This window comes from Kineothrix alysoides, assembly GCF_000732725.1.
GTDB classification, from domain to species: Bacteria; Bacillota; Clostridia; order Lachnospirales; family Lachnospiraceae; genus Kineothrix; species Kineothrix alysoides.
The window spans coordinates 1,139,812-1,162,756 of record NZ_JPNB01000001.1; the positions used below are offsets into that span (position 1 = coordinate 1,139,812).

General features: G+C 43.7%; 27 protein-coding genes, 1 other RNA gene and 1 pseudogene. 22 read left to right on the top strand and 7 right to left on the bottom strand.

The features are described from left to right. Positions 1–37: 37 nt before the first annotated feature. From CC90_RS0105360 to ssrA, 5 genes are all read left to right on the top strand, one after another. Complete coding sequence (locus CC90_RS0105360) at positions 38–562, top strand: cysteine hydrolase family protein (protein ID WP_031389787.1); 525 nt, start codon at positions 38–40, stop codon at positions 560–562. 128 nt (positions 563–690) lie between these two features. Further along, complete coding sequence (gene secG, locus CC90_RS0105365; RefSeq protein ID WP_031389788.1) at positions 691–930, top strand: preprotein translocase subunit SecG; 240 nt, start codon at positions 691–693, stop codon at positions 928–930. A gap of 81 nt (positions 931–1,011) precedes the next feature. Continuing rightward, positions 1,012–3,180 carry a ribonuclease R gene (gene rnr / locus CC90_RS0105370; RefSeq protein WP_031389789.1) on the top strand — a complete coding sequence of 723 codons (2,169 nt, stop codon included), beginning with the start codon at positions 1,012–1,014 and terminating at the stop codon, positions 3,178–3,180. Continuing rightward, entirely contained in the window at positions 3,143–3,610 is a 468-nt protein-coding gene (gene smpB / locus CC90_RS0105375) for an SsrA-binding protein SmpB (RefSeq protein WP_031389790.1), read from the top strand. The genes rnr and smpB overlap by 38 nt, the downstream gene beginning before the upstream one ends. A 227-nt stretch (positions 3,611–3,837) precedes the next feature. Then, positions 3,838–4,187: a transfer-messenger RNA gene (ssrA, locus tag CC90_RS23610) on the top strand. A gap of 319 nt (positions 4,188–4,506) precedes the next feature. On the opposite strand, the gene CC90_RS0105380 is transcribed toward ssrA, so the two are convergent. Further along, positions 4,507–5,262 (bottom strand): MerR family transcriptional regulator, encoded by a 756-nt coding sequence (locus tag CC90_RS0105380; protein WP_031389791.1) that lies wholly within the window; start codon positions 5,260–5,262, stop codon positions 4,507–4,509. A gap of 161 nt (positions 5,263–5,423) precedes the next feature. On the opposite strand from CC90_RS0105380, the gene CC90_RS0105385 reads away from it, so the two are divergent. The 5 genes and pseudogenes from CC90_RS0105385 to CC90_RS25110 form a co-directional block, all read left to right on the top strand. Next, positions 5,424–6,881, top strand: a complete 1,458-nt coding sequence (locus CC90_RS0105385) for an MDR family MFS transporter (RefSeq protein WP_031389792.1) — start codon at positions 5,424–5,426, stop codon at positions 6,879–6,881. Next, the gene (locus CC90_RS24820; RefSeq protein WP_278245457.1) at positions 6,865–6,990 is read left to right on the top strand and encodes a hypothetical protein; all 126 of its coding nucleotides are present in this window, start codon (positions 6,865–6,867) and stop codon (positions 6,988–6,990) included. The genes CC90_RS0105385 and CC90_RS24820 overlap by 17 nt, the downstream gene beginning before the upstream one ends. Then, positions 6,987–7,796, top strand: a complete 810-nt coding sequence (locus tag CC90_RS22110; RefSeq protein ID WP_242843245.1) for an ABC transporter ATP-binding protein — start codon at positions 6,987–6,989, stop codon at positions 7,794–7,796. The genes CC90_RS24820 and CC90_RS22110 overlap by 4 nt, the downstream gene beginning before the upstream one ends. Next, positions 7,796–8,479, top strand: a complete 684-nt coding sequence (locus tag CC90_RS0105395; RefSeq protein ID WP_035315182.1) for an ABC transporter permease — start codon at positions 7,796–7,798, stop codon at positions 8,477–8,479. Before CC90_RS22110 ends, CC90_RS0105395 begins: the two co-directional genes overlap by 1 nt. Next, positions 8,431–8,589: pseudogene (locus tag CC90_RS25110) on the top strand (reverse transcriptase domain-containing protein); the annotation flags it as partial. The gene CC90_RS0105395 and the pseudogene CC90_RS25110, both read left to right, overlap by 49 nt. 56 nt (positions 8,590–8,645) lie before the next feature. Here the strand turns inward: CC90_RS25110 and tnpC are convergent. Next, positions 8,646–10,133, bottom strand: coding sequence for an IS66 family transposase (gene tnpC, locus CC90_RS0105400; RefSeq protein ID WP_108702610.1), 1,488 nt, complete (start codon positions 10,131–10,133; stop codon positions 8,646–8,648). Here tnpC and CC90_RS23620 point away from each other — a divergent pair. Further along, positions 10,132–10,371, top strand: a complete 240-nt coding sequence (locus tag CC90_RS23620; protein ID WP_031389795.1) for a hypothetical protein — start codon at positions 10,132–10,134, stop codon at positions 10,369–10,371. The genes tnpC and CC90_RS23620 overlap by 2 nt on opposite strands. 363 nt (positions 10,372–10,734) lie before the next feature. On the opposite strand, the gene CC90_RS25270 is transcribed toward CC90_RS23620, so the two are convergent. Further along, complete coding sequence (locus CC90_RS25270; RefSeq protein WP_132038493.1) at positions 10,735–13,038, bottom strand: collagen-like domain-containing protein; 2,304 nt, start codon at positions 13,036–13,038, stop codon at positions 10,735–10,737. 462 nt (positions 13,039–13,500) lie between these two features. Between CC90_RS25270 and CC90_RS22115 the strand changes: the two genes are divergently transcribed. Continuing rightward, positions 13,501–14,589, top strand: a complete 1,089-nt coding sequence (locus tag CC90_RS22115; RefSeq protein ID WP_081905882.1) for a collagen-like domain-containing protein — start codon at positions 13,501–13,503, stop codon at positions 14,587–14,589. 424 nt (positions 14,590–15,013) lie between these two features. Here CC90_RS22115 and CC90_RS25275 read toward each other — a convergent pair whose 3' ends face one another. The 4 genes from CC90_RS25275 to CC90_RS0105445 form a co-directional block, all read right to left on the bottom strand. Further along, positions 15,014–15,334, bottom strand: a complete 321-nt coding sequence (locus CC90_RS25275) for a tyrosine-type recombinase/integrase (protein WP_031389798.1) — start codon at positions 15,332–15,334, stop codon at positions 15,014–15,016. Between the two features lie 134 nt (positions 15,335–15,468). Then, positions 15,469–16,383, bottom strand: coding sequence for an IS3 family transposase (locus tag CC90_RS0105435; RefSeq protein ID WP_031389188.1), 915 nt, complete (start codon positions 16,381–16,383; stop codon positions 15,469–15,471). Continuing rightward, positions 16,380–16,664, bottom strand: a complete 285-nt coding sequence (locus tag CC90_RS0105440) for a transposase (protein ID WP_031389189.1) — start codon at positions 16,662–16,664, stop codon at positions 16,380–16,382. The genes CC90_RS0105435 and CC90_RS0105440 overlap by 4 nt, the downstream gene beginning before the upstream one ends. Positions 16,665–16,740: 76 nt before the next feature. Beyond that, positions 16,741–17,124, bottom strand: coding sequence for a site-specific integrase (locus CC90_RS0105445; RefSeq protein WP_031389799.1), 384 nt, complete (start codon positions 17,122–17,124; stop codon positions 16,741–16,743). Positions 17,125–17,157: 33 nt separating this feature from the next. Between CC90_RS0105445 and CC90_RS0105450 the strand changes: the two genes are divergently transcribed. The 10 genes from CC90_RS0105450 to CC90_RS0105495 all read left to right on the top strand — a co-directional run bounded on the left by CC90_RS0105450 (position 17,158) and on the right by CC90_RS0105495 (position 22,911). After that, positions 17,158–17,514 carry a hypothetical protein gene (locus tag CC90_RS0105450; RefSeq protein ID WP_051869296.1) on the top strand — a complete coding sequence of 119 codons (357 nt, stop codon included), beginning with the start codon at positions 17,158–17,160 and terminating at the stop codon, positions 17,512–17,514. Beyond that, the gene (locus CC90_RS23645; protein ID WP_081905883.1) at positions 17,514–17,681 is read left to right on the top strand and encodes an XkdX family protein; all 168 of its coding nucleotides are present in this window, start codon (positions 17,514–17,516) and stop codon (positions 17,679–17,681) included. Before CC90_RS0105450 ends, CC90_RS23645 begins: the two co-directional genes overlap by 1 nt. 33 nt (positions 17,682–17,714) lie before the next feature. Beyond that, entirely contained in the window at positions 17,715–17,951 is a 237-nt protein-coding gene (locus CC90_RS0105460) for a phage holin family protein (RefSeq protein ID WP_051869297.1), read from the top strand. Positions 17,952–18,159: 208 nt separating this feature from the next. Next, entirely contained in the window at positions 18,160–18,690 is a 531-nt protein-coding gene (locus CC90_RS0105465) for a putative immunity protein (RefSeq protein WP_031389802.1), read from the top strand. A 175-nt stretch (positions 18,691–18,865) separates the two neighbouring features. Continuing rightward, complete coding sequence (locus CC90_RS0105470) at positions 18,866–19,369, top strand: GNAT family N-acetyltransferase (protein WP_031389803.1); 504 nt, start codon at positions 18,866–18,868, stop codon at positions 19,367–19,369. A 75-nt stretch (positions 19,370–19,444) separates the two neighbouring features. Continuing rightward, on the top strand, positions 19,445–20,005 hold the full coding sequence (locus CC90_RS0105475; RefSeq protein WP_031389804.1) for a histidine phosphatase family protein: 561 nt from the start codon (positions 19,445–19,447) through the stop codon (positions 20,003–20,005). A gap of 83 nt (positions 20,006–20,088) precedes the next feature. Continuing rightward, positions 20,089–20,958 (top strand): AraC family transcriptional regulator, encoded by an 870-nt coding sequence (locus tag CC90_RS0105480; protein WP_031389805.1) that lies wholly within the window; start codon positions 20,089–20,091, stop codon positions 20,956–20,958. 254 nt (positions 20,959–21,212) lie between these two features. Then, the gene (locus CC90_RS0105485; protein ID WP_031389806.1) at positions 21,213–21,989 is read left to right on the top strand and encodes a Cof-type HAD-IIB family hydrolase; all 777 of its coding nucleotides are present in this window, start codon (positions 21,213–21,215) and stop codon (positions 21,987–21,989) included. 242 nt (positions 21,990–22,231) lie between these two features. After that, positions 22,232–22,579: a cupin domain-containing protein gene (locus CC90_RS0105490; RefSeq protein WP_031389807.1), complete on the top strand. Its 348-nt coding sequence runs from the start codon at positions 22,232–22,234 to the stop codon at positions 22,577–22,579. Between the two features lie 77 nt (positions 22,580–22,656). After that, positions 22,657–22,911: a DUF3781 domain-containing protein gene (locus CC90_RS0105495; protein ID WP_031389808.1), complete on the top strand. Its 255-nt coding sequence runs from the start codon at positions 22,657–22,659 to the stop codon at positions 22,909–22,911. Positions 22,912–22,945: the final 34 nt, after the last annotated feature.

Here is a 22,945-nt window from a genome sequence, read left to right on the forward strand (position 1 = left end):
CCAATATTAAATGGGGATATAGGAGCGGACGAGGGAAATGAAAAAAATATTAGTGGTAATCGATATGCAGAACGATTTTATAGATGGAACGCTGGGAACAATGGAAGCACAGGCGATTATAGAAAATGTAATCGCTAAGATTCATGCTTATCCTGCAGACTGCATCTATGCGACGAGGGATACTCATGAGGACAATTACCTGGAGACCTCCGAGGGCCGGTATCTTCCGGTAAAGCATTGCATTGCAGGTACGAAGGGCTGGGAAATACGTAAGGAAGTGGCGGAAGCGATGCCTGGGGCGATCATAATAGATAAGCCGTCCTTCGGTTCGTCAGAGCTTTCCGAAAGGCTGTTTAAAGAGTCTGAGAAGGAAGAAATAGAGATAGAATTAGTAGGGCTATGTACGGATATCTGCATAGTGACAAACGCTCTTCTTTTAAAAACCAGACTTCCGGAGACGAAAATCAGTGTGGATGCTTCCTGCTGTGCCGGTGTGACCGCGGAGAGCCATGAGGCGTCGTTAACTACGATGAAAATGTGTCAGGTAGAGGTTGTAGCTTAACAGCAAGTGTTAAGTTACTGTGTGAACAGTAACGAAAGATTTACGGATAGAAAAAAATATGTAAAAGTGCTTGAAAATATTACCTGCGTATGATAAACTAAGTTCTGCGTGTACTAGGAGGTGTAAAAATGGAAATTTTGAGAACGATATTGTTAATAATTTTTATTATAATATGCTTTGCTTTGGTTATATTAGTATTGATGCAGGAAGGTAAATCGGCGGGTTTAGGAGCTATCAGCGGTGCGGCAGAGTCATACTGGGGTAAGAATAAGGGACGTTCAATGGAAGGAACTCTCGTTAAAGTTACTAAGTATCTGGCAGCCGGTTTTATCCTATTGGCAGCAATCTTGAATCTTAATGTATTTTAAGAATGATTACGAAAGCGCTCTTGCATAGAACAAGGGCGCTTTTTTTGCAAATAGGAAAGTGCGTGGTCGGAGAGAGACATCATGGAAAAGGAATTAAATAATAAAAGAAAAAAATTAATATGCGAGTTGATTCAGGATGAAATGTATGTTCCCATGAAAGAAAAGGAAATGGCAGCATTCATGCAAGTGTCGAAAGAGGACAGAACGGAATTTCAAAGAGTTATTGACGAACTTCTGGCAGAGGGAAAGATAGGCATTACCTCTAAAGGAAAATATACAAAACCCGATGAAAATATAGTAACGGGAATCTTCGTTAGTAATGCCAAGGGCTTCGGCTTTGTAGAGGTGGAGGGGAGACCGGAGGATTTGTTTATTCCCGAACCGAGAACCGGCGGCGCTTTTCACAAAGATACCGTTCAAGCAAGGCTTCTTCCCGGACAGAGAGGAAAACGGCAGGAGGCTGAGATTATCAAGGTTCTTAATCATGGAACGACGCAGATTGTCGGTACCTTTCAGAAATCGAAGAACTTCGGCTTCGTGATACCGGACAATGTAAAGCTGGCATCGGATATCTTCATTCCATTAGAGCGCTCCAAAGGAGCGGTGGACGGCCATAAAGTGGTGGTAGAAATCACCGATTACGGCAATGAGCAGAAGAACAAGAAGCCGGAAGGAAAAGTCGTAGAAATACTGGGACATATCAACGACCCCGGCGTGGATATTTTATCTATTGTAAAGAACTTTGAATTGCCCATAGGCTTTGAAGAAAAAGTATTAAACCAGGCTCAGAGAGTATCCTCAGAGGTGTTGGATGCCGACAGGGAGGGCAGAGAAGATTTAAGAAACGTACAGATGGTAACGATAGACGGAGAGGATGCGAAAGACCTGGACGATGCGGTCAGCGTGTCCAAAGAGGGAGAAAATTATTTACTGGGCGTTCATATTGCGGATGTGACTAATTATGTGCAGGAGAATTCTGCTCTTGACAGAGAAGCGCTGAATCGCGGCACAAGCGTCTATCTGGTAGACCGTGTTATTCCCATGCTCCCTCATGTTCTGTCCAACGGTATATGTTCGTTGAATCAGGGCGTAGACAGACTGGCTCTGAGCTGCATTATGACGGTAAACCCCAAGGGCGAAGTAATTGATTACCGCATTGTGGAGTCTGTAATATGTGTAGACAGACGAATGACTTATACAAGCGTAAAGAAGATACTTGAGGATAAGGACGAAGCGGAGCGCAGAGAGTACGAAGCCTTCGTTCCCATGTTTGAACTGATGGAGGAGTTGGCAGGAATCCTGCGGGCTAAGAGAAAGAAACGGGGCTCCATAGATTTCGATTTTCCGGAGACGAAGATCATACTGGATAAAGAAGGGCATCCCTTGGAGATAAAGCCATACGAGCGAAATACGGCGACGAAAATCATCGAGGATTTTATGCTTTTGGCGAACGAAACGGTGGCGCAGTATTTTTATTGGCTGGAGCTTCCATTCGTATATAGAATACACGATAATCCGGACCCGGAAAAAATCATGCAGCTAAGCGTGTTCATCAGTAACTTCGGCTACGGGATCAAGTCTTCTAAGGAGGATGTGCACCCCAAAGAAATTCAGAAACTTCTTGGAAAGATAGAAGGGACGCCGGAAGAGGTGCTAATCAGCAGACTTACGCTGCGAAGCATGAAGCGGGCGAAATATTCCGTAGAATGCACCGGACATTTTGGTCTGGCCTGTCAGTATTATTGTCACTTTACTTCTCCTATCCGAAGATATCCTGATTTACAGATACACAGAATTATTAAGGAGCAGCTTAGGGGACGCTTGAAGGAGAACCGCATTCTTCATTATAATGAGATTCTTCCGGAAGTGGCAGACCGTTCCTCCAGGATGGAAAGGCGTGCGGACGAGGCGGAAAGAGAGACCGACAAACTGAAGAAGACGGAATATATGGAAAAGCATATCGGGGAACGCTTCGAAGGAGTGATTTCCGGTATTACGAGCTGGGGCATCTATGTGGAGCTTCCCAATACCGTAGAGGGGCTTATACACGTTTCATCATTGATGGGAGATTATTTCTATTACGATGAGGCGAATTATGAGATGGTAGGAAGGGACTTTGGCAAGAAGTATAAATTGGGAGAGAGGATCGCGGTAATCGTGCAGGGCACCGATCGTTTTGCGAGAACTGTGGACTTTGTGGAGGATGATGATTATGGCGAAGGAAGCGATGAAGCTGGTTGCGAACAATAAAAAAGCATACCACGATTATTTTATAGAAGAAAAGTACGAGGCGGGGATTGTTCTTCACGGCACGGAGGTAAAGTCTATGCGCATGGGAAAGTGCAGCATTAAGGAGGCTTTTATCCGTATTGACAACGGCGAGATGTTCGCCTATGGAATGCATGTCAGCCCCTATGAAAAAGGAAATATTTTCAATAAGGACCCGCTTCGGGTGAAGAAGCTATTGCTCCACAAGCAGGAAATCAATAAGCTTACCGGCCAAATTGCCGAAAAAGGCTATACCCTCGTTCCTCTTCAGGTATACTTCAAGGACGGCATGGCGAAGGTGGAAATCGGCCTCGCAAAAGGTAAAAAGCTCTACGACAAGAGGCAGGATATCGCCAAAAAGGATCAAAAAAGAGAAGTGGAAAAAGAAATGAAAATGAAGCTTCGGGGATAATTTGAATAAAAACAGATTGAAAGTGAAAACAGATTCAAAGTAAAAAGTTCAAATATAAAAAGTTTTAATAATAGATTGAAACGGAATGGTTGAAAGGAAATAGAATAAAATAAAAATAAAAAGAATAAAATAAATTGGTTTGGATTGAATGTTCCTTAAAATTGCTTTATAATGATTTTAAGGAACCGAAACATTTTTCAATGTTACACCGACAGCTAATTGAATAAGGGATAGTAAAGGTTTCGACAGGGACCTTGCAGCTGGAGAAGCTATCCGCAGGCGATGCGTCAAATCGCAAAAATAAATATAAACGCTGAAGACAATTTAGCATACGCTGCCTAATGGCAGCTGTCCGACTTAGTGCACCTATACATTAAGAACCGGGCATCGACTATGTAGGAAACGACACGGGCAAAGCTTTGAGCCCGCGGGCGTATTATGAAGCTACTGAAGACATCGGGGTGTCAATTTCCTGATGTAGGAGGGAATGTGGGGTAACCCGAAATAATTGACTATGATAGTAGAAGGACAGGGAATGGGTTTTTGGACGCGGGTTCGACTCCCGCCTATTCCATCAAATCTAAACCTCGTTATTGATACAATGACGAGAAGCCGAAAAGCCCAGCATTGCTGGGCTTTTTTGCATTTCAGAGAAAAAACTGTGCCATTTTGAGAGGCGTTTTTTTCGCTTTTTTGCACCTTTCCGTGTCATGATGCACCAGAGGTTTTTCTGCCCCCCTGCCTTTCGTGTCATAGTTCAAGAATCGTGTCATAATGCACCAGACATGAAATTGCCCCTCTGCCAGCGGTTTGCTCCGGCTTGATAGAGCAATCGCACAAAAACACATAGGTGACAAAGCCTTGCCCAGATTTCTGTTTGTGTAAAATGGGATCGGTTACTTATATACATACAAAATAGCCGCACTTACAAATTCCGCAAGTTCCGGCGTCTTTTTGTCCAACTCTTTTTTATTATCTAAATATGCCTGACCGATACGGCGAAACGCGGCATCATCACAGGGAATCAATATATTTACAAATTCCCTATAAGCAGTAACCGCTTCTTTTGCCGCTAAACTGTCCGAGCCATCCTTCATGGCGTTACGAAATTTCTCGAAGACCTCCCCGCCAAGAACAATGAGCTTACTAAAATCTGTATTCATTATTCTCGAGGCATTATTAACAGTAAATACTTTGTCCAAAAATATGCCGCTTTTTGCTGCCGGAAGAAAAAAATCGCTTTCCATTAATGCTCGGATTTCACTTGCATATTTTTTCTTCATTGTTTCGACTCTATTTTTATCAAAATCCCTAAGCATTGAAATATCAAATTCGTCATTCAATATACGGTCAACGGACAGCAACATTTTTTGTATTTGGGATTGTTTTTCCAAAAGAACTTGTTTATGTTGCCGCATTAACTCTTTTTCCATTTCCTTTGGATTTTCAAGCAACAACCGAATGTCATCAAGGGGGATGCCAAGCTCTTTATAAAATAGAATGCTCCATAAGCGGCGCAAACTCTCGTCATCATATTGGCGGTAGCCCGATTCTTTCACCGCGCTGGGTGGTAACAGCCCTATTTCATCATAATATTGTAAGGTACGACGGCTTACGCCGGAGAGCTTGCTCACTTCATTTACGCTTTTCATTTTGTCGACTTCCTTCCGAAAAAATATTTTTTAAGTTTTTTTAAAAACCTATTGACTCGAACGTTACGTAATATATTATGCTTTATTATAAACAAAGAACGGCGTTTTGTAAAGTGAAAAATGACGGACAAAACGCCGTACGCAATAAGGAGGAGTTATTTATGACAAGTAAGAATGAAAAATCTCCGGCACTTGAGCCGATTCCAAAGAGCATCATGAACATTGCTTGGATTTTAGTGCTTGGAGCAGTTATGCCACTGCTTGATTCAACAATGGTCAACATTGCCATCAAGCACTTGAGTAATGATTTCAGTATTGGACTTGAATTAATTCAATGGGTCATTACAGGTTATGTGTTATCTATGGCAATTTCAGTGCCACTTGCAGGTTGGATGGTTCAACGTTTCAACGGAAAACGGTTAATGATTGGCGCCAATATAGTATTTTTAGCTGCTTCGATTGCTTCGGGATTTAGTTGGAGTATCCATTCATTGATTATTTTCAGGATTGTTCAAGGTTTCAGTGCCGGCTTTATTATGACATTGGTGACTACCTTGTGTGTTGAAATCGCCGGAAGGGAGCGAATGGGACGTTTAATGTCGACCATTGGTATCCCAACGGTCTTGGGCCCAATCCTTGGCCCGGTTATTGGCGCTGTAATTGTCCAATTCTTATCATGGCGTTACATTTTCTTTGTCAACATTCCAATTGGTATTCTTGCCATCGCTTTGATGATTTTGAAGCTGCCTGATTTCACACCGACTAATAAAAAAGTCAAATTCGACTTCATTGGTATCATTTTATTGGGTGCCAGTTCAGCCGCCTTAATTTATGGGATTACGAAAGCGGCGAAAAACGCTACATTTAACAACAGCACGACGATTGGTTTTGTGATTGCCGGGGCCGTGATTTTAGCCGCCTACGTGATTTATGCCGTTTTCAAAAAGGAACATGCAATTCTCCCATTACCTTTATTTAAGATGAAAAATTTCAGCGCTGTCATGGTCGGCTTATTCCTTGCAGGGATTGCCACCAACGGTCCAATGTTGTTATTACCTTTGTTTTTCCAAAACATTAAGGGCTTCTCAGTTTTAAGCGCCGGATTGATCTTGATTCCTCAAGGTATCGGCATGTTAGTTGCCCGCCCATTGATTGGTAAGTTGACTGATAAACTGGGGGCGCGTAATGTTGTTTTGATAAGCTTAACATTAGCCATCGTTGGCACGATTCCATTTGTCTTCTTCAATGAGGCGTCTTCACTCATTGTTATGAGTATTGTCTTGTTTGTTCGCGGTATAGGTATCGGTGGTATCGCCATTCCAATGATGACTGATGCGTACACCGGTATGGTCAAACAAGAAATTGCGCAAGCCAGTGTCGGAACCCGACTCGTGCAAAATATTGGTGGTGCGTTTGGTTCAGCCGTGCTTGCAACGGTTGTTAGCCTTTCAATCCAAGATAAAGTACCAACGACTCCGCTCATGACCACCGCTTACCACAATGGTTTCACGTTAGCCTTAGTCCTTAGCGTGGTATTGCTCATTCCGGCTATGTTCTTAACGAATAAGACATCTAAGCAAAACCGCAAAGGAGCGTTGTTAAATGAAGAAACCGAGTAGCGGCGGCAGCGCCGTGATACAACTGGATGGCCTCATAAAAACATTTGATGGGTATCAAGCTGTCAACGATGTTTCATTAGAGGTGAGATATACGGATTTGTTGGGTTGAACGGAGCCGGTAAGTCTACCACAATCCATATGATGCTGTCGCTGTTAAAGCCCGCCTCCGGCAGCGTTTATATGCTGGGGAGCAAGGTTGATTTCGGAAGCTACGAGTTGTGGGGAAAGGTAGGCTTTATGGAAGAAGCGAGTTACTATCCCGAACTTACCGTGGAAGAAAATCTGGACATTGCCCGCCGTATGCAGATGCTTCCTGACCGGCAATGTATTCCTCGCATAATAAAAAAGCTTGGCTTGGAAGCTCACAAGAATAAAAAAGCTAAGAACCTTTCTCTTGGCAACAGGCAGCGTTTAGGATTGTCGAAGGCAATGATTCACAATCCCGAGATTTTGATTTTAGACGAACCGATCAATGGTCTTGACCCTGCCGGAGTCGTGGAAATCAGAGAAACGCTTTTAGATTTATCCAAAAATCACGGTGTGACCGTTTTTCTTTCCAGTCATCTTCTTGAGGAGCTTGCAAAGCTGGCTGACAGAATCGGGATCATTCATGAAGGAAAGCTGGTGCAGGAAATTGAAATGACGCATCTGGAGCAATCGCTTAGGAAGCACTTGGTTCTCTGCGGCCGCGATAAAACCACTATGAGGCGCATACTTGCGGAGAACGGGTATCGTTTTGAGGAAAACGCGGATGGGCACTTTATCCTTTCGGAAGGTCGTGCCACAGAAAAGCCTGAAAAGCTTAGTGAATTGTTAGTGCGTTCTGGTCAGCCGCCGACACAGCTAAACATTGTTTCCGAAGATTTGGAAGGTTATTTTTTTAGAACAATTCAAGATAGAGGAGGGGTACGTTAATGAACATTTTATCTTTAGTAATCTGCGAAATGCGTAAGATGTATAAGTCAAGCGTCTTTTGGGTTTTGATAATTGCGTTTACTGTTTTGCCGGGCATATCCCTTATCAAGTATTTTAACGCCGCGAACGTAAGCTGGGATTTATATTTGGCGGACATTCTAAAATTCTTTACCGCTATTTTGATTATCGGGTTTGCTTTCACAACCTGTTGGATTTTCGGGCGTGAATACACGGATAAAACGATAAACGATTTACTGGTAAAGCCGGTATCCAAACTCAAAATAGCGGTATCGAAATTTATTGTGATTGCCCTTTGGAATAGCTTGCTGTCAATTCTGCTGTTCGCTGTTGTTGCGCTTATCGGTGCGTATGTCGGTCTGGCCGACGGAACAGCCGCGCTCATTCTCCATTACTTTCTCATGTTTATGGCGACCTCACTGCTAACTACGCTTGTAAGTACAGTTAGTTCTTTTATGGCCAACGTTACCAAAGGTTATTTAGCGCCTATCGGCCTAATTTTCATCATTGTACTGATCGTCAATATCGTTGAAAACGTTGGGCTTTCCGCTTATATCCCTTGGACAATACCGGGGTTACTGATAACCGATGGGTTTCTTAGTCCTATCAGTATTTTCATAGTTATGGATTCAGACCAAACAGATATGCACAGCAAGCAATCATAACGGCATTGGATATGATGAATGACGGAAATGATTGGATAGTTGACGTTGACTTAGAAAAGTTCTTTGACACAGTAAACCATGATAAGCTGATGACACTAATAGGAAGAACGTATACGGTAAATCATGAGTACTGGCTTAAATGATGACCGCCAATCGGCGGTCTGGTTTACGCTTTTGTTTTTATTTTGCAGATTTCCGGAATCTGATTTGACCAAGGAAGTAGATCCTTTAGGAAATCCTGACTGGTATCTTCTTGATGTTCCATTAACTCTGTCAATAGAAACTCAAGGTAACGGAACGGGTTCAGATTGTTTGCCTTTGCTGTTTCAGTAAGGCTGTATACGACGGCACTGGCTTTGGCTCCATCAATCGTATCGATCAGACGCCATGTATGTTTGTGAACACAAAATGTGCGAAGTGCTGCTTCTGTTGCATTGTTATCCAGTGGCAAGGCGCCATCATTTAAAAACTCTTTCAGGTTTTTCTCATGATTGATGCAATAGTTTATGCCTTCGAGAGTTTTACCCTTTGATAGACTGTTTTTTTGCTGGATGTCTTTCGCCCACACAAAGAAGGCCTCTACCAGCGGCTTTACGGTGAGTTGTCTTTCCTGTTCTCTCTGGTCAGGCGTTAACTCTGATAATTTATTATCCAGATGATATATGGCTGCGATCTGCTTTAATGCTTGATATGCGATCGTATCTTTTGTACTTTCCCGTTTATCCCCGGGAATTGCTTTGACCGCTTCGGTAAACCGACGCCTGCCATGTGCCCAGCATCCAGCAAATGTGATATCCGGATTTTTTTGGTCCAGTGAATCATACACTGCGTATGCATCCGTCACCAGGGTTCCATGAAAGTTCTTTAGGAATTCTCTTGGATGTTCCGTCTTTCGAGTCTTTTGATACTCGTAAAGAATGATTGGTGTTTCTTTATACCATTTGCCGGTACGGTACACCCACATGAAGCTCTTGCTGTTTGCAGGACGCCCATCCTTTGTCACAAGCACTGGAGTCTCATCGGCCTGAAGGATACGAAATGTAAGTAGTTCTTTGTGCAGATAATCAAACATGATTCCCAGGTACCGCTCTGCACACTGGATGACCCAGTTTGCAAGCACCTGTTTGGATATATGAATATCGTTCCGTAAATACTCTTTATTAATACGGTCTAACGGCATACCGTTGACATATTTTGCGTTATAAATGCTTGCAACAAGTGATGGAGTTGCAATGCTGTTGCGTAGAAGACTCTTTGGACGGTCCGCTTTTACAATTGTCTGATTGTCCTTGCCTGCATAAACTGCCACATGATGTTCCTCGACCGTATAAACAGCTGGCTCAACCTTAACTCTTTTGTATACTTCGTCAGGTAACCGTTTCCAGCCATTGACACCAAAGATTTCTATTAGTTTTTCTTCCGATAGCATATGTGGGATTTCCACAACAGGAAGACCTTCTAAATCTTTTTCCCGTTTGCCGACCTGTTTTTTCTTCTTTGACGGAAGTACATCTTCCCCCGCCGGCTCCACAACATAAAGTGTTTCGGTAAGGGCCTCTGCTTCATTGAAGATAAAATCCAGATTCAACTGTCCGTCAATTACCTCTAGTTTTTCACAGGAGCGGCCAAAACGCTGGTTGTTTGCAGCTGCCATGGAACGCTACGAAGCCGCGCAAAATGGCATTGCTAAAATCAACGATAAAATGTTGGAGCGCACCGCCAAGCGGGAAAAGATAACACGCTTTCTTGCTAATATGAAATGCCACGATAAGCTGTTTACTGAGTTTGATGAAAAACTCTGGCTTGCCACCGTCGATTCGGTGACTGTCCACTCTGAAAGCGAAATGGCGGTCACTTTTAAGGACGGCAGCGAGGTCACGGTGGAGATATAGGAAACCAATGAAACAATGATGCCCGCAGAAACAGTGAATTTTGCTGCTTTCACGGGTATTTTTGTATACCATAAAACAGTTTGCTTCTCTTTCCTCTAAGATTTTCCATGCGTTCTGCAATGGAAATGCCACGGCCATTCCGATGTCCTATGGCCACATTCATGTGAAAAAACAGTTATCCCGAAGTTTAACCCCTTCCCCTATATACCAATGGGTTGAGGTTAAAACTTCAGGATAACCATGTTCATAGTTTCATTACATGAAAAGAAAATGTTCGGTAGGAACACCCGCGTTATTCTACCGAATTTCCGCCAGTTCATCCCTTACTATCTCAGATCAACACATTAGATTACCGGCTTGACGTCAGCTTAACGTAACGTCTTCATAAATTGTATTAACCCATACAGAAGTTCTTTTAGCTGAATCTGACACGAAAATTTTTATTTCATGCAAAGACCACGTCAGGTCGGTCGGGTTTTGCTGACGAAGAAAAACCATAGCTAAGTCTTCCGAGGAATATTTGATATTTGAAATCACCATTGAATAGGTGCCATTAGTTAAAGTATAGTTATTAAGGGTATTACCTACTATCGTTGAAGTGCCACTCTGATTTAAACTTTTTACATCGACCAGTAGAGGGCCACCAGTGTTCGAAGTAATGTGAAAATTTACTGTTGACATACCACTATTCGATAGGTTGCATCTAACATTTTTAATAGAAAAGATACGATTGGTACCGCTGCCTGAAATGTCATCGTTATAAAAAGCAGGAAGAGACGCCGGACCGGTCGGGCCAGTGTCGCCTTGCGGACCGGTGGGGCCGGTGTCTCCCTGTGCTCCAGTGGGTCCGATGTCGCCCTGCGGACCGGTGGGACCGATGTCGCCCTGCGGACCGGTGGGACCGATGTCGCCCTGCGGGCCGGTGGGACCGATGTCGCCCTGCGGACCGGTGGGGCCGGTGTCTCCCTGCGGACCGGTGGGGCCGGTGTCTCCCCGCGGACCGGTGGGGCCGGTGTCTCCCTGCGGACCGGTGGGGCCGGTGTCTCCCTGTGGGCCGGTGGGACCGATGTCGCCCTGCGGACCGGTGGGACCGATGTCGCCCTGCGGACCGGTGGGGCCGGTGTCTCCCTGTGGGCCGGTGGGACCGATGTCGCCCTGCGGACCGGTGGGACCGATGTCGCCCTGCGCTCCGGTGGGGCCGGTGTCTCCCTGTGCTCCAGTGGGTCCGATGTCGCCCTGCGGGCCAGTGGGACCGATGTCGCCCTGCAGACCGGTGGGACCGATGTCTCCCTGCAGACCGGTGGGACCGATGTCGCCCTGCGCTCCGGTGGGGCCGATGTCGCCTTGCGGACCGGTGGGACCGATGTCGCCCTGAGGGCCGGTGGGTCCGATGTCTCCCTGTGGGCCTGTGGGACCGATGTCGCCCTGCGGACCGGTGGGACCGATGTCGCCCTGCGCTCCGGTGGGTCCGATGTCTCCCTGTGCTCCAGTGGGTCCGATGTCGCCCTGCGGGCCGGTGGGTCCGATGTCGCCCTGCGGGCCGGTGGGTCCGATGTCGCCCTGCGCTCCGGTGGGTCCGGTGTCTCCCTGCGCTCCGGTGGGACCGATGTCGCCTTGCGGACCGGTGGGACCGATGTCGCCCTGAGGGCCGGTGGGACCGATGTCTCCCTGTGGGCCGGTGGGACCGATGTCGCCCTGCGGACCGGTGGGACCGATGTCGCCCTGCGCTCCGATGGGTCCGGTGTCTCCCTGTGCTCCAGTGGGACCGATGTCGCCCTGCGGGCCGGTCGGGCCGGTGGGACCAGTCACACTGGGATTTTCAATGTTGACATGTGCTGATCCGGGGGTGACGTCAATGTTCAAAGTAGTGGAAGTAAACTCCAAAGTGGAACCTAATGTCATGGGAATGGGGATACCACCCGAGGTTTCCACCGTAAATAATACCGTATCTCCGTCGATTCCCGTAGGACCGGTCGGACCAGTCGGACCAGTCGGACCGACGTCGCCTTGCGGACCGGTTGGGCCGATATCCCCTTGCGAACCGGTCGGACCTGTAGGCCCTATATCACCTTGTATTCCCTGCGGCCCTTCCGGACCCTGGCAGCCTCTTGCACCCTGTGGCCCTTCCGGACCTTGCACTCCGGCGGAGCCTTCCGGCCCGATTGGACCAGCCGGTCCGGGTATACCCTGCGGGCCCTGAGGACCCTCAGGTCCCGGAACACCCTGAGGACCCGCGGGTCCCGTATTCCCTCTTGCACCAATAGGCCCGGGAATACCCTGTGAACCAGCCGGTCCGGGATTGCCACGAGGCCCCATGGGCCCTTGGCAACCGGGATCTCCCTGCGGACCAATATCTCCACGAACTCCTTGAGGACCTGGAGGGCCTATCTGTCCCTGCGGGCCACGTGAACCCACAGGACCCGGACACCCCGGATCTCCTTTATCGCCCTTTTCCCCTTGCGGGCCCCTTTGTCCTCTAAGGCCCTCCGGTCCCATCGGACCAGGTGCACCCTGAGGGCCAGGGTAGCCTACATCACCTTTTGGGCCAGGACATCCCGGATCGCCCTTGGGACCGCGCGAACCTTGTGGACCCTGTGGACCTGGAGGGCATATATTAGGGCAACCTGATTGACAATCAAGGATATTATTATTTTCGTTGTTACTCATAATTTTGCTTCCTTTCTTAGTATACTGTGGTGGATTACTCCCCCCTACTTATAATATTCAGCAGAGATAAAAAGGGCTACTCATTCTGATCAGGCAGCCATGATCCCCTGTAGCCTGTTATCGACACATAAAAGGTGGCAATCAGACTGTTACTAGTTTAGACTCAAATGCGGTTAAAAGAGTAGCAAAACGTGCAGGAACACAATGCTTTTAACCTGAACCATCAATAGCGTGCTCACAAAACAAACTGCTTTTTCATATTCTATAATGAGATATGGCGTTTCAAAGTCTTAGTAGGCTCTACTATGACAGTAAGCGAGAAAGGGGCCTTATAATTTGAATAGATACAATCAAAATTGCATAATTGATAATGATAAAAGGTGCAACGACCCTTCCTGTCCCGCATGCAGGCCAAAAGGTAACCCATGTTGCCCTTGTTGTAATATCGGACCAACCGGTCCAATGGGACCACCAGGAGCACCGGGTTGTCCGGGACCGCAAGGCGTTCCCGGCAATACCGGTCCGCAGGGAGACCCTGGGCCGTCAGGGCCTATGGGGCCTGCGGGACCACAAGGTGTTCCAGGCAATACCGGTCCGCAGGGAGATCCCGGACCGTCAGGGCCTATGGGTCCTGCGGGACCGCAAGGTGTTCCCGGCAATACTGGCCCGCAGGGAGATCCCGGACCGTCAGGGCCTATGGGTCCTGCGGGACCGCAAGGTGTTTCTGGTGATATTGGCCCGCAGGGAGATCCTGGACCGTCAGGGTCTATGGGGCCTCCGGGACCGCAAGGTGTTCGCGGTGATATTGGCCCCCAGGGAGATCCCGGCTGCCAGGGACCGATAGGACCAAAAGGAAACTTTGGGCCTCCAGGTCCTATGGGACCTCCGGGTCTACGCGGACCGAGAGGCGATGTTGGGCCTCCCGGATGCCGGGGTCCAGAAGGTCCCGAAGGACCTCAGGGGGAACGTGGAATTGAAGGCCCGCCAGGGCCCATGGGGATTGAGGGTCCGGCCGGTCCCATAGGGCCGCAAGGATCGCAAGGCCCGAAAGGATGCCAGGGGCCGGAGGGACCGCAAGGCGAAAGAGGATATCCCGGACCCACCGGACCCGCTGGTTCGGCAGTTTCCTTTGCCGGTGTACAATATTCGAACATATATCCTGCAGCACAAACGAAACGTTTATATCGATCGGGCGAAACAATCAAGTTTAACGCTGAAATGACAAATGGCGCACCATATATAAACTATCATCCCTCATCGGGTACATTTGTAATAAGCAAACCCGGTAAATATGTCGTCAATTTTATGCTATACGTGTCGGATGTCATTGATGGGAACAAAACACAGATTCAACTTGAAGTTAATGGAACGGTTGTGTCTTTCCGTGATGTTATTCTATCCTCAATCAACGGTCCGCCCTTTACATTTATGGATATAATCCAGGTAAACAGCGAGAATTCTATGCTGTGTGTGTTAAACACAGGAAAAGATCTTATGTTGAGCGAACTGGTAGAATCTGTCGCCTTCATATCCATTTGGGGTCTTGTATGATTGAAACGGCGGATTAATTTCTTTGACAGAATTTCGACTTATTTAGCTTATACTATAAATGGCAACCAAACGAAGGGCAAGCTGAACTATAAGAGTATTAAAAAGAAGGTGCTTTCAGGAATCTATACGTATGAAGTTGCTGATGCCGACAAGATTATAGAAAAACCCATAAGATAAGGAATTCCAACCCCCTCTCTCATTTGAGCGCAAGTTGGTTGGCAATAATAACACAGCCGTCGACATATTAAACAGTATCGAGCAACTTGGCTACTTGATTGAAACCAAAATAGCAGAATACCAAAGCCTGATAACAATTAAAGCGTGTCATAATATGCACCCGATAAACCCCAAATGCACCCACTTGATTGTTTCATTGGAATCGTGTTATTGTATCAAAAGCGAGGTCAATAGACAGAAAAGCCGCTTAATCAGCGGTTTTTTCGTTTCTGTGTTGCAATTTGTGATGCATATTTTCAAAATACGCGTTAGTCATGCACACAAATTTCTCTTCATAGTCGGCAACCGTACCTCGGTATATGTCTTTTAATACGCGGTCATTGCTCCACCCCCCGCGCTTCATTATATACTGGTCAGGGACACCCATAGCGTGCATAATAGACGCGGAGTAATGCCTTAAGTCATGGAAACGATAAGGCGGCATTTTAAGCTCAATTAATGCCCTTTGGAATCTTCTAGTAAGTGCATCGGGTGTAAGGTTTATAATGAGCCCAGTTTTGGTGAGCATTTCAATAACAAATTCCGGTAACTCTATATACCTATCTGATTCGGAGGTTTTAGTAGTGTCTTTAATTACTTTATTTCCGTTTCTGGTCCTATGTCAAGATTTAGTACAAGTTAAAATGATAAAATAATCCTCCTCTAACCTACCAGCTGTAAACCATCCTCGAGTGCCTTTTCATAAAGCTTTTCGAATTCATTGGGCGATATATAATCGCAATGACTATGGATTCGCTTTGTGTTGTAGAATGCTTCAATGTATTCAAATACTAACCGGTACGCTTGCTCATAATTACCGATTTTGAAGCGATTCAGCCATTCTCTTTTGATTAAGGAATGGAAGGATTCAATACAGGCGTTGTCCCAGGGAAATGCCTTTTTCGAATAGCTCCGCTGCATATTTGCAGTTGCTTTCCGATATTCGTTTGACACATACTGGCTTCCGCGATCGCTGTGCAGAATAAGCGGTTGTTCCGTGTTACGTCTGGCTTTTGCTTTGTTAATGGTATCAATAACGCATGCTACACCCATTGAATCAGATAAAGTCCATGCGACTATTTTTCTTGAAAATAAGTCCATAATGCTTGTCAGATATGTGAAGCCTTCTGTCGTCCAGATATATGTAATGTCACTGCACCACACTGCATTTGGACGCTCTGGGTTGAATTGCTCATTTAATATATTTTGAAGTTCATTGCTGAAATAGGAATCTTTGGTGGTAATTGTCCATGGTTTTACCCATTGAGCCCTGATTCCTAGCTGGGACATGTATTTGCCTACCGTGCGTTCAGAAATAATTTCGCCTTCTTGTTGCAACTTTTTTGCAATTTTCGGAGCGCCGTAGTTCTGTTTGGAATCATCGTAAATGTCCATGATCTTTACTTTAACAGCCTCTCTACGTTGCTGTGTATTAGAAGGCATACGGTTTTGCCATGCACGATATCCAGACCGTGAAACGCCAAGGATTTTCAGCATCCCGGAGACAGAAACCTGGCGATTAGCTTTCATGGCAGCGTCTGTCTTTTCGGAGACTTCAAGGTAAATGGCTTCTGTCATTTTCCCAGAATGCTGATGGCTTTTTTTAGTACGTCAAGAGCATCCTGAGTATCACGTAGTTCACGCTTGAGATGAGCGATTTCCTTCGCTTCATCAGAAGAATAATTTCCGGATCCACGGCTTTTAATGTCACCGGTTTCACGTAGTTCTTTTTGCCATCTGGAAAGAGTCTGCTGACTGATTCCCATATTTGTAGCACAACCGACAAGACCTAGTTCCTTGTGATCCTGATAATACTGAACTGCATCCAGCTTAAACTGCTTGTCAAAATGTTTCGGCATAATGAAATCCTCCTTAAGTACGATACCTCTATTGTATCATATTTTTCTATATAGGATTTTCTCATTTTGACTTGTACTATTTAGATTCTAGCACCATTCTGTCCTTCACCATAGTATTTCTAACATGTATTACATTTCCTGATATGTCCTCACCAGCAATTCCACATACCTCTGAACGACTCAGAGTGCTAAATGCAGCTAGGCAAGCGGCATACATCATATTTGTATCGTTCTCTCTAAAATACGCAATGATACGGGTAATATCCTCATCGGTAGGAACAATAAAGCTCTTTTTCTTCCCTTTTGGAAGCGTTACTTTAAATGTTTTATCCGGCATAAACTCTTTGAAAACACAAGATATATAACCATACGCATTTTTCACTGTCTTTGGCGCGTGATTCTCTGAAAAATCATTAACCCAATTTTGTATAGTGATATTTGTAATTTTCTTTAACTTCATATCATCTATATCCTGATAACAAGATTTCAAGTAGTGATAGTCCTTCAGGACGGAACCGAAATTGAACTGGAAACCGGCGCAAGTCTTAGCGCGCTTGGTGTACTGTCTGAGAACAAGGCAGCTATGGTTGTAGTATGGGAAAAGCTGACACCGGACAATCTGTCATCTGTACAGATAAAAAATGGTGATGGTCTTACAGTCGGTACCTATACGGGCCTTGTATTAGTGTCTGAGACATCCGCCGTCAACGCGGATGGTAGCGTCGTTACATACTATAACTTAAAGGAGAAAACAGACATGGAAAAGAATCTTGACAACGTTTCGGCGCAGACCGAGCGGAATAAAGCCGACATTGATTATCTCACAATGATAACGGAGGGGGAAAACTAATGGGAAAAGCAAAGATAGTAGAACATTCACCGAACTTCGAAAAAGTAAAGGATTATTATGACCGTGGGCTATGGACCATAGACCGTGTACATACCGCAGTCGGCAAGTGGATAACCGAGGCGGAATACAAAGAAATCACCAGATTTGATTATCCGAATAAAGGGTAAATCTGATAAAGCAGAAAGAGCGAGGGAAAGAAAATGGAAAAACTAAATGCACTTAAAGGATTTTTAATACTGACGATTGGGGGAATTGGGAGCATGGTGACGAACTTATTTGGTGGATGGAGCGAAGACCTTACGACACTTCTTATCTTTATGGGTGTGGATTTTGTTATGGGCTTACTGATTGCGGCGGTATGGCATAAGAGTGGAAAATCAGAGACCGGCACACTATCCAACTCACAAATATGCTGCTATGATATTGTTAAATTCTAGTGGAAGAATCAGACGATGATAACCTCTGTCTAAGCACAAATTTTTCACTATTATTACAAAAACATATCTTCCACAAGAGAAAGAGAAGTCTTTTTTATTGGGAAAATGCGGTATAATAAATTCAAAATCATTACATCACATAGATAAAAAGAAACCTATCAGGCAGCCTTAAACGGCAGAGTATTAATATTTGGCGAGGGAGAATGACATGATATTGCCTAAAATACGTGACAAAAGATTCATCACAGTTCGCCGTGGCGGTACATTATTAGAGGAAGACCATCATCTGTTAGCAATTTGGGCGGCGCAATGCGCTCAGCATGTATTGCATTATTTTGAAGAAATGCGTCCGGAGGATGACCGTCCGCGTCGCGCTATTGAATTAACCCAAGCCTGGGTGAACGGTGAAATTACAATGAAACAAGCGCGCTTTGCCGCCGGCGCGTCGCAAGACGCGGCAAGAGAAGTAAAAGAAGTGTCAGAAGCGGCGAAATTGGCGGCTCTATCAGCCGGTCAGGCAGCGGTAGTAGCTCATGTTGCTGCGCATGAATTGGGAGCGGCAGCCTATGCAATCCGAGCGGTTATGGCAGCTTCACCGGAAGACAAAAGGGAAATGTTCAGGCACCAAGAGTGTCAATGGCAACGGGATAGACTTCCGGAAAGAATTCGCAGTCTCGTAATTGATGATGAGCATTTGAGAAATAATATTTGTTGGTCTGTGTTCAGTGAGAATTTTTGAACGATAATACAAGGTTCAAATTCCAATTGGCTGTTTAATTTAAAGAAAAATGCCTTACTGTTTTCCAACCTTTTTATTTATAGAAAAGAGTGGTATTATAGATTGCGTGGATATTATGCCACATAAATAAACAGGAATTTACCTGTAAGTTAGAAAGTAATTTATGGAGGAGTTTATGATAACAACAAAAAGATTAGTGATAAAACCTTATTCTGATGAAGATCAAGGGGATATGATACTATTGTTGGTGAATGAAAAGGTTAAGGAAACCTACATAATTCCAGACTTTAATACTAGAGACGAAGCTCTCTCTATGTTTAAAAAAATTCAGAAGCTTTCTTATTCAGACGATCATTATGAATTTGGTATTTATAAGGACAATCAATTGATTGGCTGGGTAAATGATGTATATAAAGATGCGGTTAAAATAGAATTGGGTTACGTTATTGATCCGGATTATCATAATAATGGTTATGCAACAGAAGTACTAAAAGCAGTCATTGAAGATATATTCTTAAAGGGATTCAATGAGATTGTTACAGGAACTTTCGTAACCAACAAAGCAAGTATCAAAGTGATAGAAAAGTGCGGAATGAAACGGATAGACCGAGAAGAAGATATAGTTTATCAGGATAAATTACAGCATTGCATTTATTATGCAATAAAAAGAGAACGATGACTTCTAATTTGCCAACTAAGCCATGTTGAGATACGGGAACCAAGAAACAGAAGATAATATCTGGCGGGGGAAAAAATGACAGTAGTTTATTTTATAAGACATGCGGAACCAAACTATAAGAATCATAACGACGAGTTACGAGAGCTCACCGAAAAAGGCCTGGCAGACAGGAAGCTTGTTACGGAATTTCTGAGAGACAAAGATATTGATATAGTTTTATCGAGCCCTTATAAACGCTCTATTGATACCGTAAAACATTTTGCAGATAAATACGGACGTCAAGTAATAACTATCCCTGATTTCAGGGAGAGAAAAGTCGACAGTGTTTGGATTGATGATTTTACTTCATTCAGCGAACAGCAATGGAAAGATTTTGATTATAAACTTACCGATGGAGAAACATTGAGAGAGGTACAAAGCAGAAATATTGCTGCGCTGGAATGGGTTCTGAAAGAGTATAAAAATAAAAATATCGTTGTTGGCAGTCATGGCACCGCGTTAAGTACGATTATTAATCATTATGATACCTCTTTCGGGTATCTCTCTTTCAAAAAAATTAAAGCGATTATGCCTTGGATTGTAAAATTTACATTTGACGGGAATTTGTTGCAAAGCATTGAGATGATTAATGTTTAGCCTTTACCTACTAATTGCGGCACAAAAAGTCGGGATAAAATAAATATTAATCCTATAATTGTAATCAGAGAGGAGAAGGATAAATGGACTGGATAAAACAGCTTAATGAGGTCATGGACTATATCGATGACAATTTACAAAGCAAAATATCGTATGACAACATCGCTGAGATTGCATGCTGCTCGATATACAACTTTCAAAGAATGTTTTCCTATATTGCACAAACTCCACTGTCTGAATATATCAGAAATCGCAGGATGACACTGGCGGCTTTCGACGTCATAAAAGGTGACGAAAGAATCATTGATATTGCTTTAAAGTATGGTTATGATTCGCAGGATGCTTTTTCACGTGCTTTTAAAAATTTTCATGGAGTATTGCCGTCAACGGCAAGAAATGAATCAGTAATGCTTAAATCCTGCCCTAAGCTCTCCTTTCAAATTATGATTAAAGGAGCAGAGAAAATGAGGTATCAGATTGAGCAATGGCCTGCATTTAAAGTAGCAGGAATATCCAACAGGATTAAAACAGATAAAGCTTTTGAACTTGTGCCGCAAATATGGGATAAGGCGTGGAAGGACGGTACAATGCAAAAATTCATGAAGTTTTTCCCTGATTACCGCCCTGCCGGCTTTTTGGGAATTGCTGCCGGAGGCGGATGGGGCAGTTCGGAAGAAATGGATTATATTTTAGCCGTTACAAACTATGTGGATACACCGGATTGTACCTATATCTCCGCCCCGGCAGGAATGACAGAGTTTTCTTATCCTGCGGCAACATGGGTAATTATCAATGCGGACGGCAAGATTCCGGACGCAGTACAGGATGTTTATCAGAAGTTTTATTCTGAATGGCTGCCAAGTTCAGGCTATAAACTTTCAGATCTGCCTGTATTTGAATGCTATATGCAAGAAAATCACCAAGAAGTATGGATAGCGATTGAGGAAGCATGACGCATATTTGGAAATTAATTTCGTTAAATGAATATAATACGAAGTTGATAAAGTTTAGTTTGACGGCTGAGTTATAGCTAATAGCTTGTTATTTCGGAAAATCTTTTTCCATCACCTTTACAAAAGGCCATAGCTTTCCTCCGAGGGTACATCAGGGAGCTATGGCTTTTCTTATGCAGTAAAGCATGGTATTATGGATTTTAGGTCTAGGTGTTTCACTTATAGAAATAAAAATTTGTATTAGGAGAAAATAGATGGAAAATATAAAGATTGCTTTTTTTGATATAGATGGAACATTAATTGATATAAATAAAAAAAAGATGACAAAGAGAATAGAAGAAACATTAATCCGATTAAAGCAAAATAAAATTATTATTTGTATTGCTACCGGAAGACCGCTTAAAAGTGTACCTCACTTTCCGAATATCGAATTTGACGCATTTCTGACATTTAATGCATCGTATTGCTGCACGAAGAATGAAATTATCTATAAAAATCCTATACCGCCATCTGATGTGCAAACAATCATAGAGAATGCGAAAAAAATTCATCGCCCGGTTTCAATCGCTAGTGCGATCAGGATGGGAGCAAATGGTAAAGATCAGGATTTAATAGATTATTTTGCAATATCGGATCAACTGGTAGAAGTTGTGGAGGATTTTGATGATTTAAAAAAAGACGACATCTATCAAATTATGATGGGATGTTATAAAGAAGAATATGGCCAAGTTTTAAATGATGTAGAAGGGGCCAAAATTACAGCATGGTGGCCTAGAGCAGTAGACATCATACCGGCAAACGGGGGAAAAGGATTAGGCGTAGAAAAGATCCTTAACTATTATAATCTAAAAAAAGAAGAAGCAATTGCTTTCGGCGATGGAACAAATGATATTGAAATGTTACAAGCTGTCGGTACCGGTGTGGCAATGGGCAATGCAACAAATGATGTAAAAGATATAGCTGATGATACATGTGAAAGCGTTGCGGAAGATGGAATTTATTTCTATTGCAAGAAATATCATTTGATTTAAAAAGCAAAGGGAGTAATGGACTGAAAAAGCTATTAAAAAGCAGTTTAAAAAAGCTAAGGAGTTTATGAAAATACAGGCACAAAGTATTGTCCTTACCGTGTTTGAATAGTTTTTACCAGCAAAAGATAAGTCTTTCTTTATGAGAAAGAATACAGTATAATCAATGCAAAGAAAGCTACTATAAAGTGTATAGATGACAGATGGGCAAGCGTTTAAGCAGCAGATGATTTGGGGGGAGAACATTGTTAAAAAAGGTTAATCTAAGAGACGCAGTAAATCAAGTGGAGAAATTATATGTGTATGATAAAATTGGAAAACTAAACGGGCATACACTGAGCGTAGTAAACGTCGAGAATAGAACTTTGGACTTTCATGTTCACGAGGATTCAGACGAATTATTTTATGTAATTGAAGGTTGCTTTCATCTTGAGACACAAGAAGGACTTATAAAACTTGAGGAAGGTGAGTTAATTATTGTGCCTAAAGGAACTGTGCATAGACCAGTTGTAAAAACGCTGACTAAATTTTTGATGATAGAATTAGAAGGCACCTTAAACAAGGAAAACAGCGGGGATTCCTACGAAGAATAGGCGAAGGCTTTTTCTTTTGGGGATAAAGAGCACTGAAATAGTAATTGCAATTTCAATTAGCAAAGAGAGATGATATTATGCACGACAATGAAATTTTGCTTTCAAATTTAGAAAAAATCCATACCACTGAAATGGGTATTAATAGAATAAAAAGAAATTTGGGATTGGATACAGAAGATGTGATTGAGTGGTGCAGAGCTAAAATTCAGCGTCCAGATTGTTCTATAATAAAACAAGGGAAAAATTATTATGCGACTATTGATGATTGCATAATAACAGTAAACTCTTATAGCTATACAATTATTACAGCACATAAAGTTAAGAGGAAATAACAAGTTTCACTTTATTATCGTATGTGGAACAGGT

Coding starts and splice junctions, on each gene's coding strand:
- CC90_RS0105360 (WP_031389787.1), top strand. CDS start 38: ATGAAAAAAATATTAGTGGTAATCGATATGCAGAACGATTTTATAGAT.
- secG (WP_031389788.1), top strand. CDS start 691: ATGGAAATTTTGAGAACGATATTGTTAATAATTTTTATTATAATATGC.
- rnr (WP_031389789.1), top strand. CDS start 1,012: ATGGAAAAGGAATTAAATAATAAAAGAAAAAAATTAATATGCGAGTTG.
- smpB (WP_031389790.1), top strand. CDS start 3,143: ATGGCGAAGGAAGCGATGAAGCTGGTTGCGAACAATAAAAAAGCATAC.
- CC90_RS0105380 (WP_031389791.1), bottom strand. CDS start 5,262: ATGAAAAGCGTAAATGAAGTGAGCAAGCTCTCCGGCGTAAGCCGTCGT.
- CC90_RS0105385 (WP_031389792.1), top strand. CDS start 5,424: ATGACAAGTAAGAATGAAAAATCTCCGGCACTTGAGCCGATTCCAAAG.
- CC90_RS24820 (WP_278245457.1), top strand. CDS start 6,865: ATGAAGAAACCGAGTAGCGGCGGCAGCGCCGTGATACAACTGGATGGC.
- CC90_RS0105395 (WP_035315182.1), top strand. CDS start 7,796: ATGAACATTTTATCTTTAGTAATCTGCGAAATGCGTAAGATGTATAAG.
- CC90_RS23620 (WP_031389795.1), top strand. CDS start 10,132: ATGGAACGCTACGAAGCCGCGCAAAATGGCATTGCTAAAATCAACGAT.
- tnpC (WP_108702610.1), bottom strand. CDS start 10,133: ATGGCAGCTGCAAACAACCAGCGTTTTGGCCGCTCCTGTGAAAAACTA.
- CC90_RS25270 (WP_132038493.1), bottom strand. CDS start 13,038: ATGAGTAACAACGAAAATAATAATATCCTTGATTGTCAATCAGGTTGC.
- CC90_RS22115 (WP_081905882.1), top strand. CDS start 13,501: ATGGGACCACCAGGAGCACCGGGTTGTCCGGGACCGCAAGGCGTTCCC.
- CC90_RS25275 (WP_031389798.1), bottom strand. CDS start 15,334: ATGCTCACCAAAACTGGGCTCATTATAAACCTTACACCCGATGCACTT.
- CC90_RS0105435 (WP_031389188.1), bottom strand. CDS start 16,383: ATGACAGAAGCCATTTACCTTGAAGTCTCCGAAAAGACAGACGCTGCC.
- CC90_RS0105440 (WP_031389189.1), bottom strand. CDS start 16,664: ATGCCGAAACATTTTGACAAGCAGTTTAAGCTGGATGCAGTTCAGTAT.
- CC90_RS0105445 (WP_031389799.1), bottom strand. CDS start 17,124: ATGAAGTTAAAGAAAATTACAAATATCACTATACAAAATTGGGTTAAT.
- CC90_RS23645 (WP_081905883.1), top strand. CDS start 17,514: ATGGGAAAAGCAAAGATAGTAGAACATTCACCGAACTTCGAAAAAGTA.
- CC90_RS0105460 (WP_051869297.1), top strand. CDS start 17,715: ATGGAAAAACTAAATGCACTTAAAGGATTTTTAATACTGACGATTGGG.
- CC90_RS0105465 (WP_031389802.1), top strand. CDS start 18,160: ATGATATTGCCTAAAATACGTGACAAAAGATTCATCACAGTTCGCCGT.
- CC90_RS0105470 (WP_031389803.1), top strand. CDS start 18,866: ATGATAACAACAAAAAGATTAGTGATAAAACCTTATTCTGATGAAGAT.
- CC90_RS0105475 (WP_031389804.1), top strand. CDS start 19,445: ATGACAGTAGTTTATTTTATAAGACATGCGGAACCAAACTATAAGAAT.
- CC90_RS0105480 (WP_031389805.1), top strand. CDS start 20,089: ATGGACTGGATAAAACAGCTTAATGAGGTCATGGACTATATCGATGAC.
- CC90_RS0105485 (WP_031389806.1), top strand. CDS start 21,213: ATGGAAAATATAAAGATTGCTTTTTTTGATATAGATGGAACATTAATT.
- CC90_RS0105495 (WP_031389808.1), top strand. CDS start 22,657: ATGCACGACAATGAAATTTTGCTTTCAAATTTAGAAAAAATCCATACC.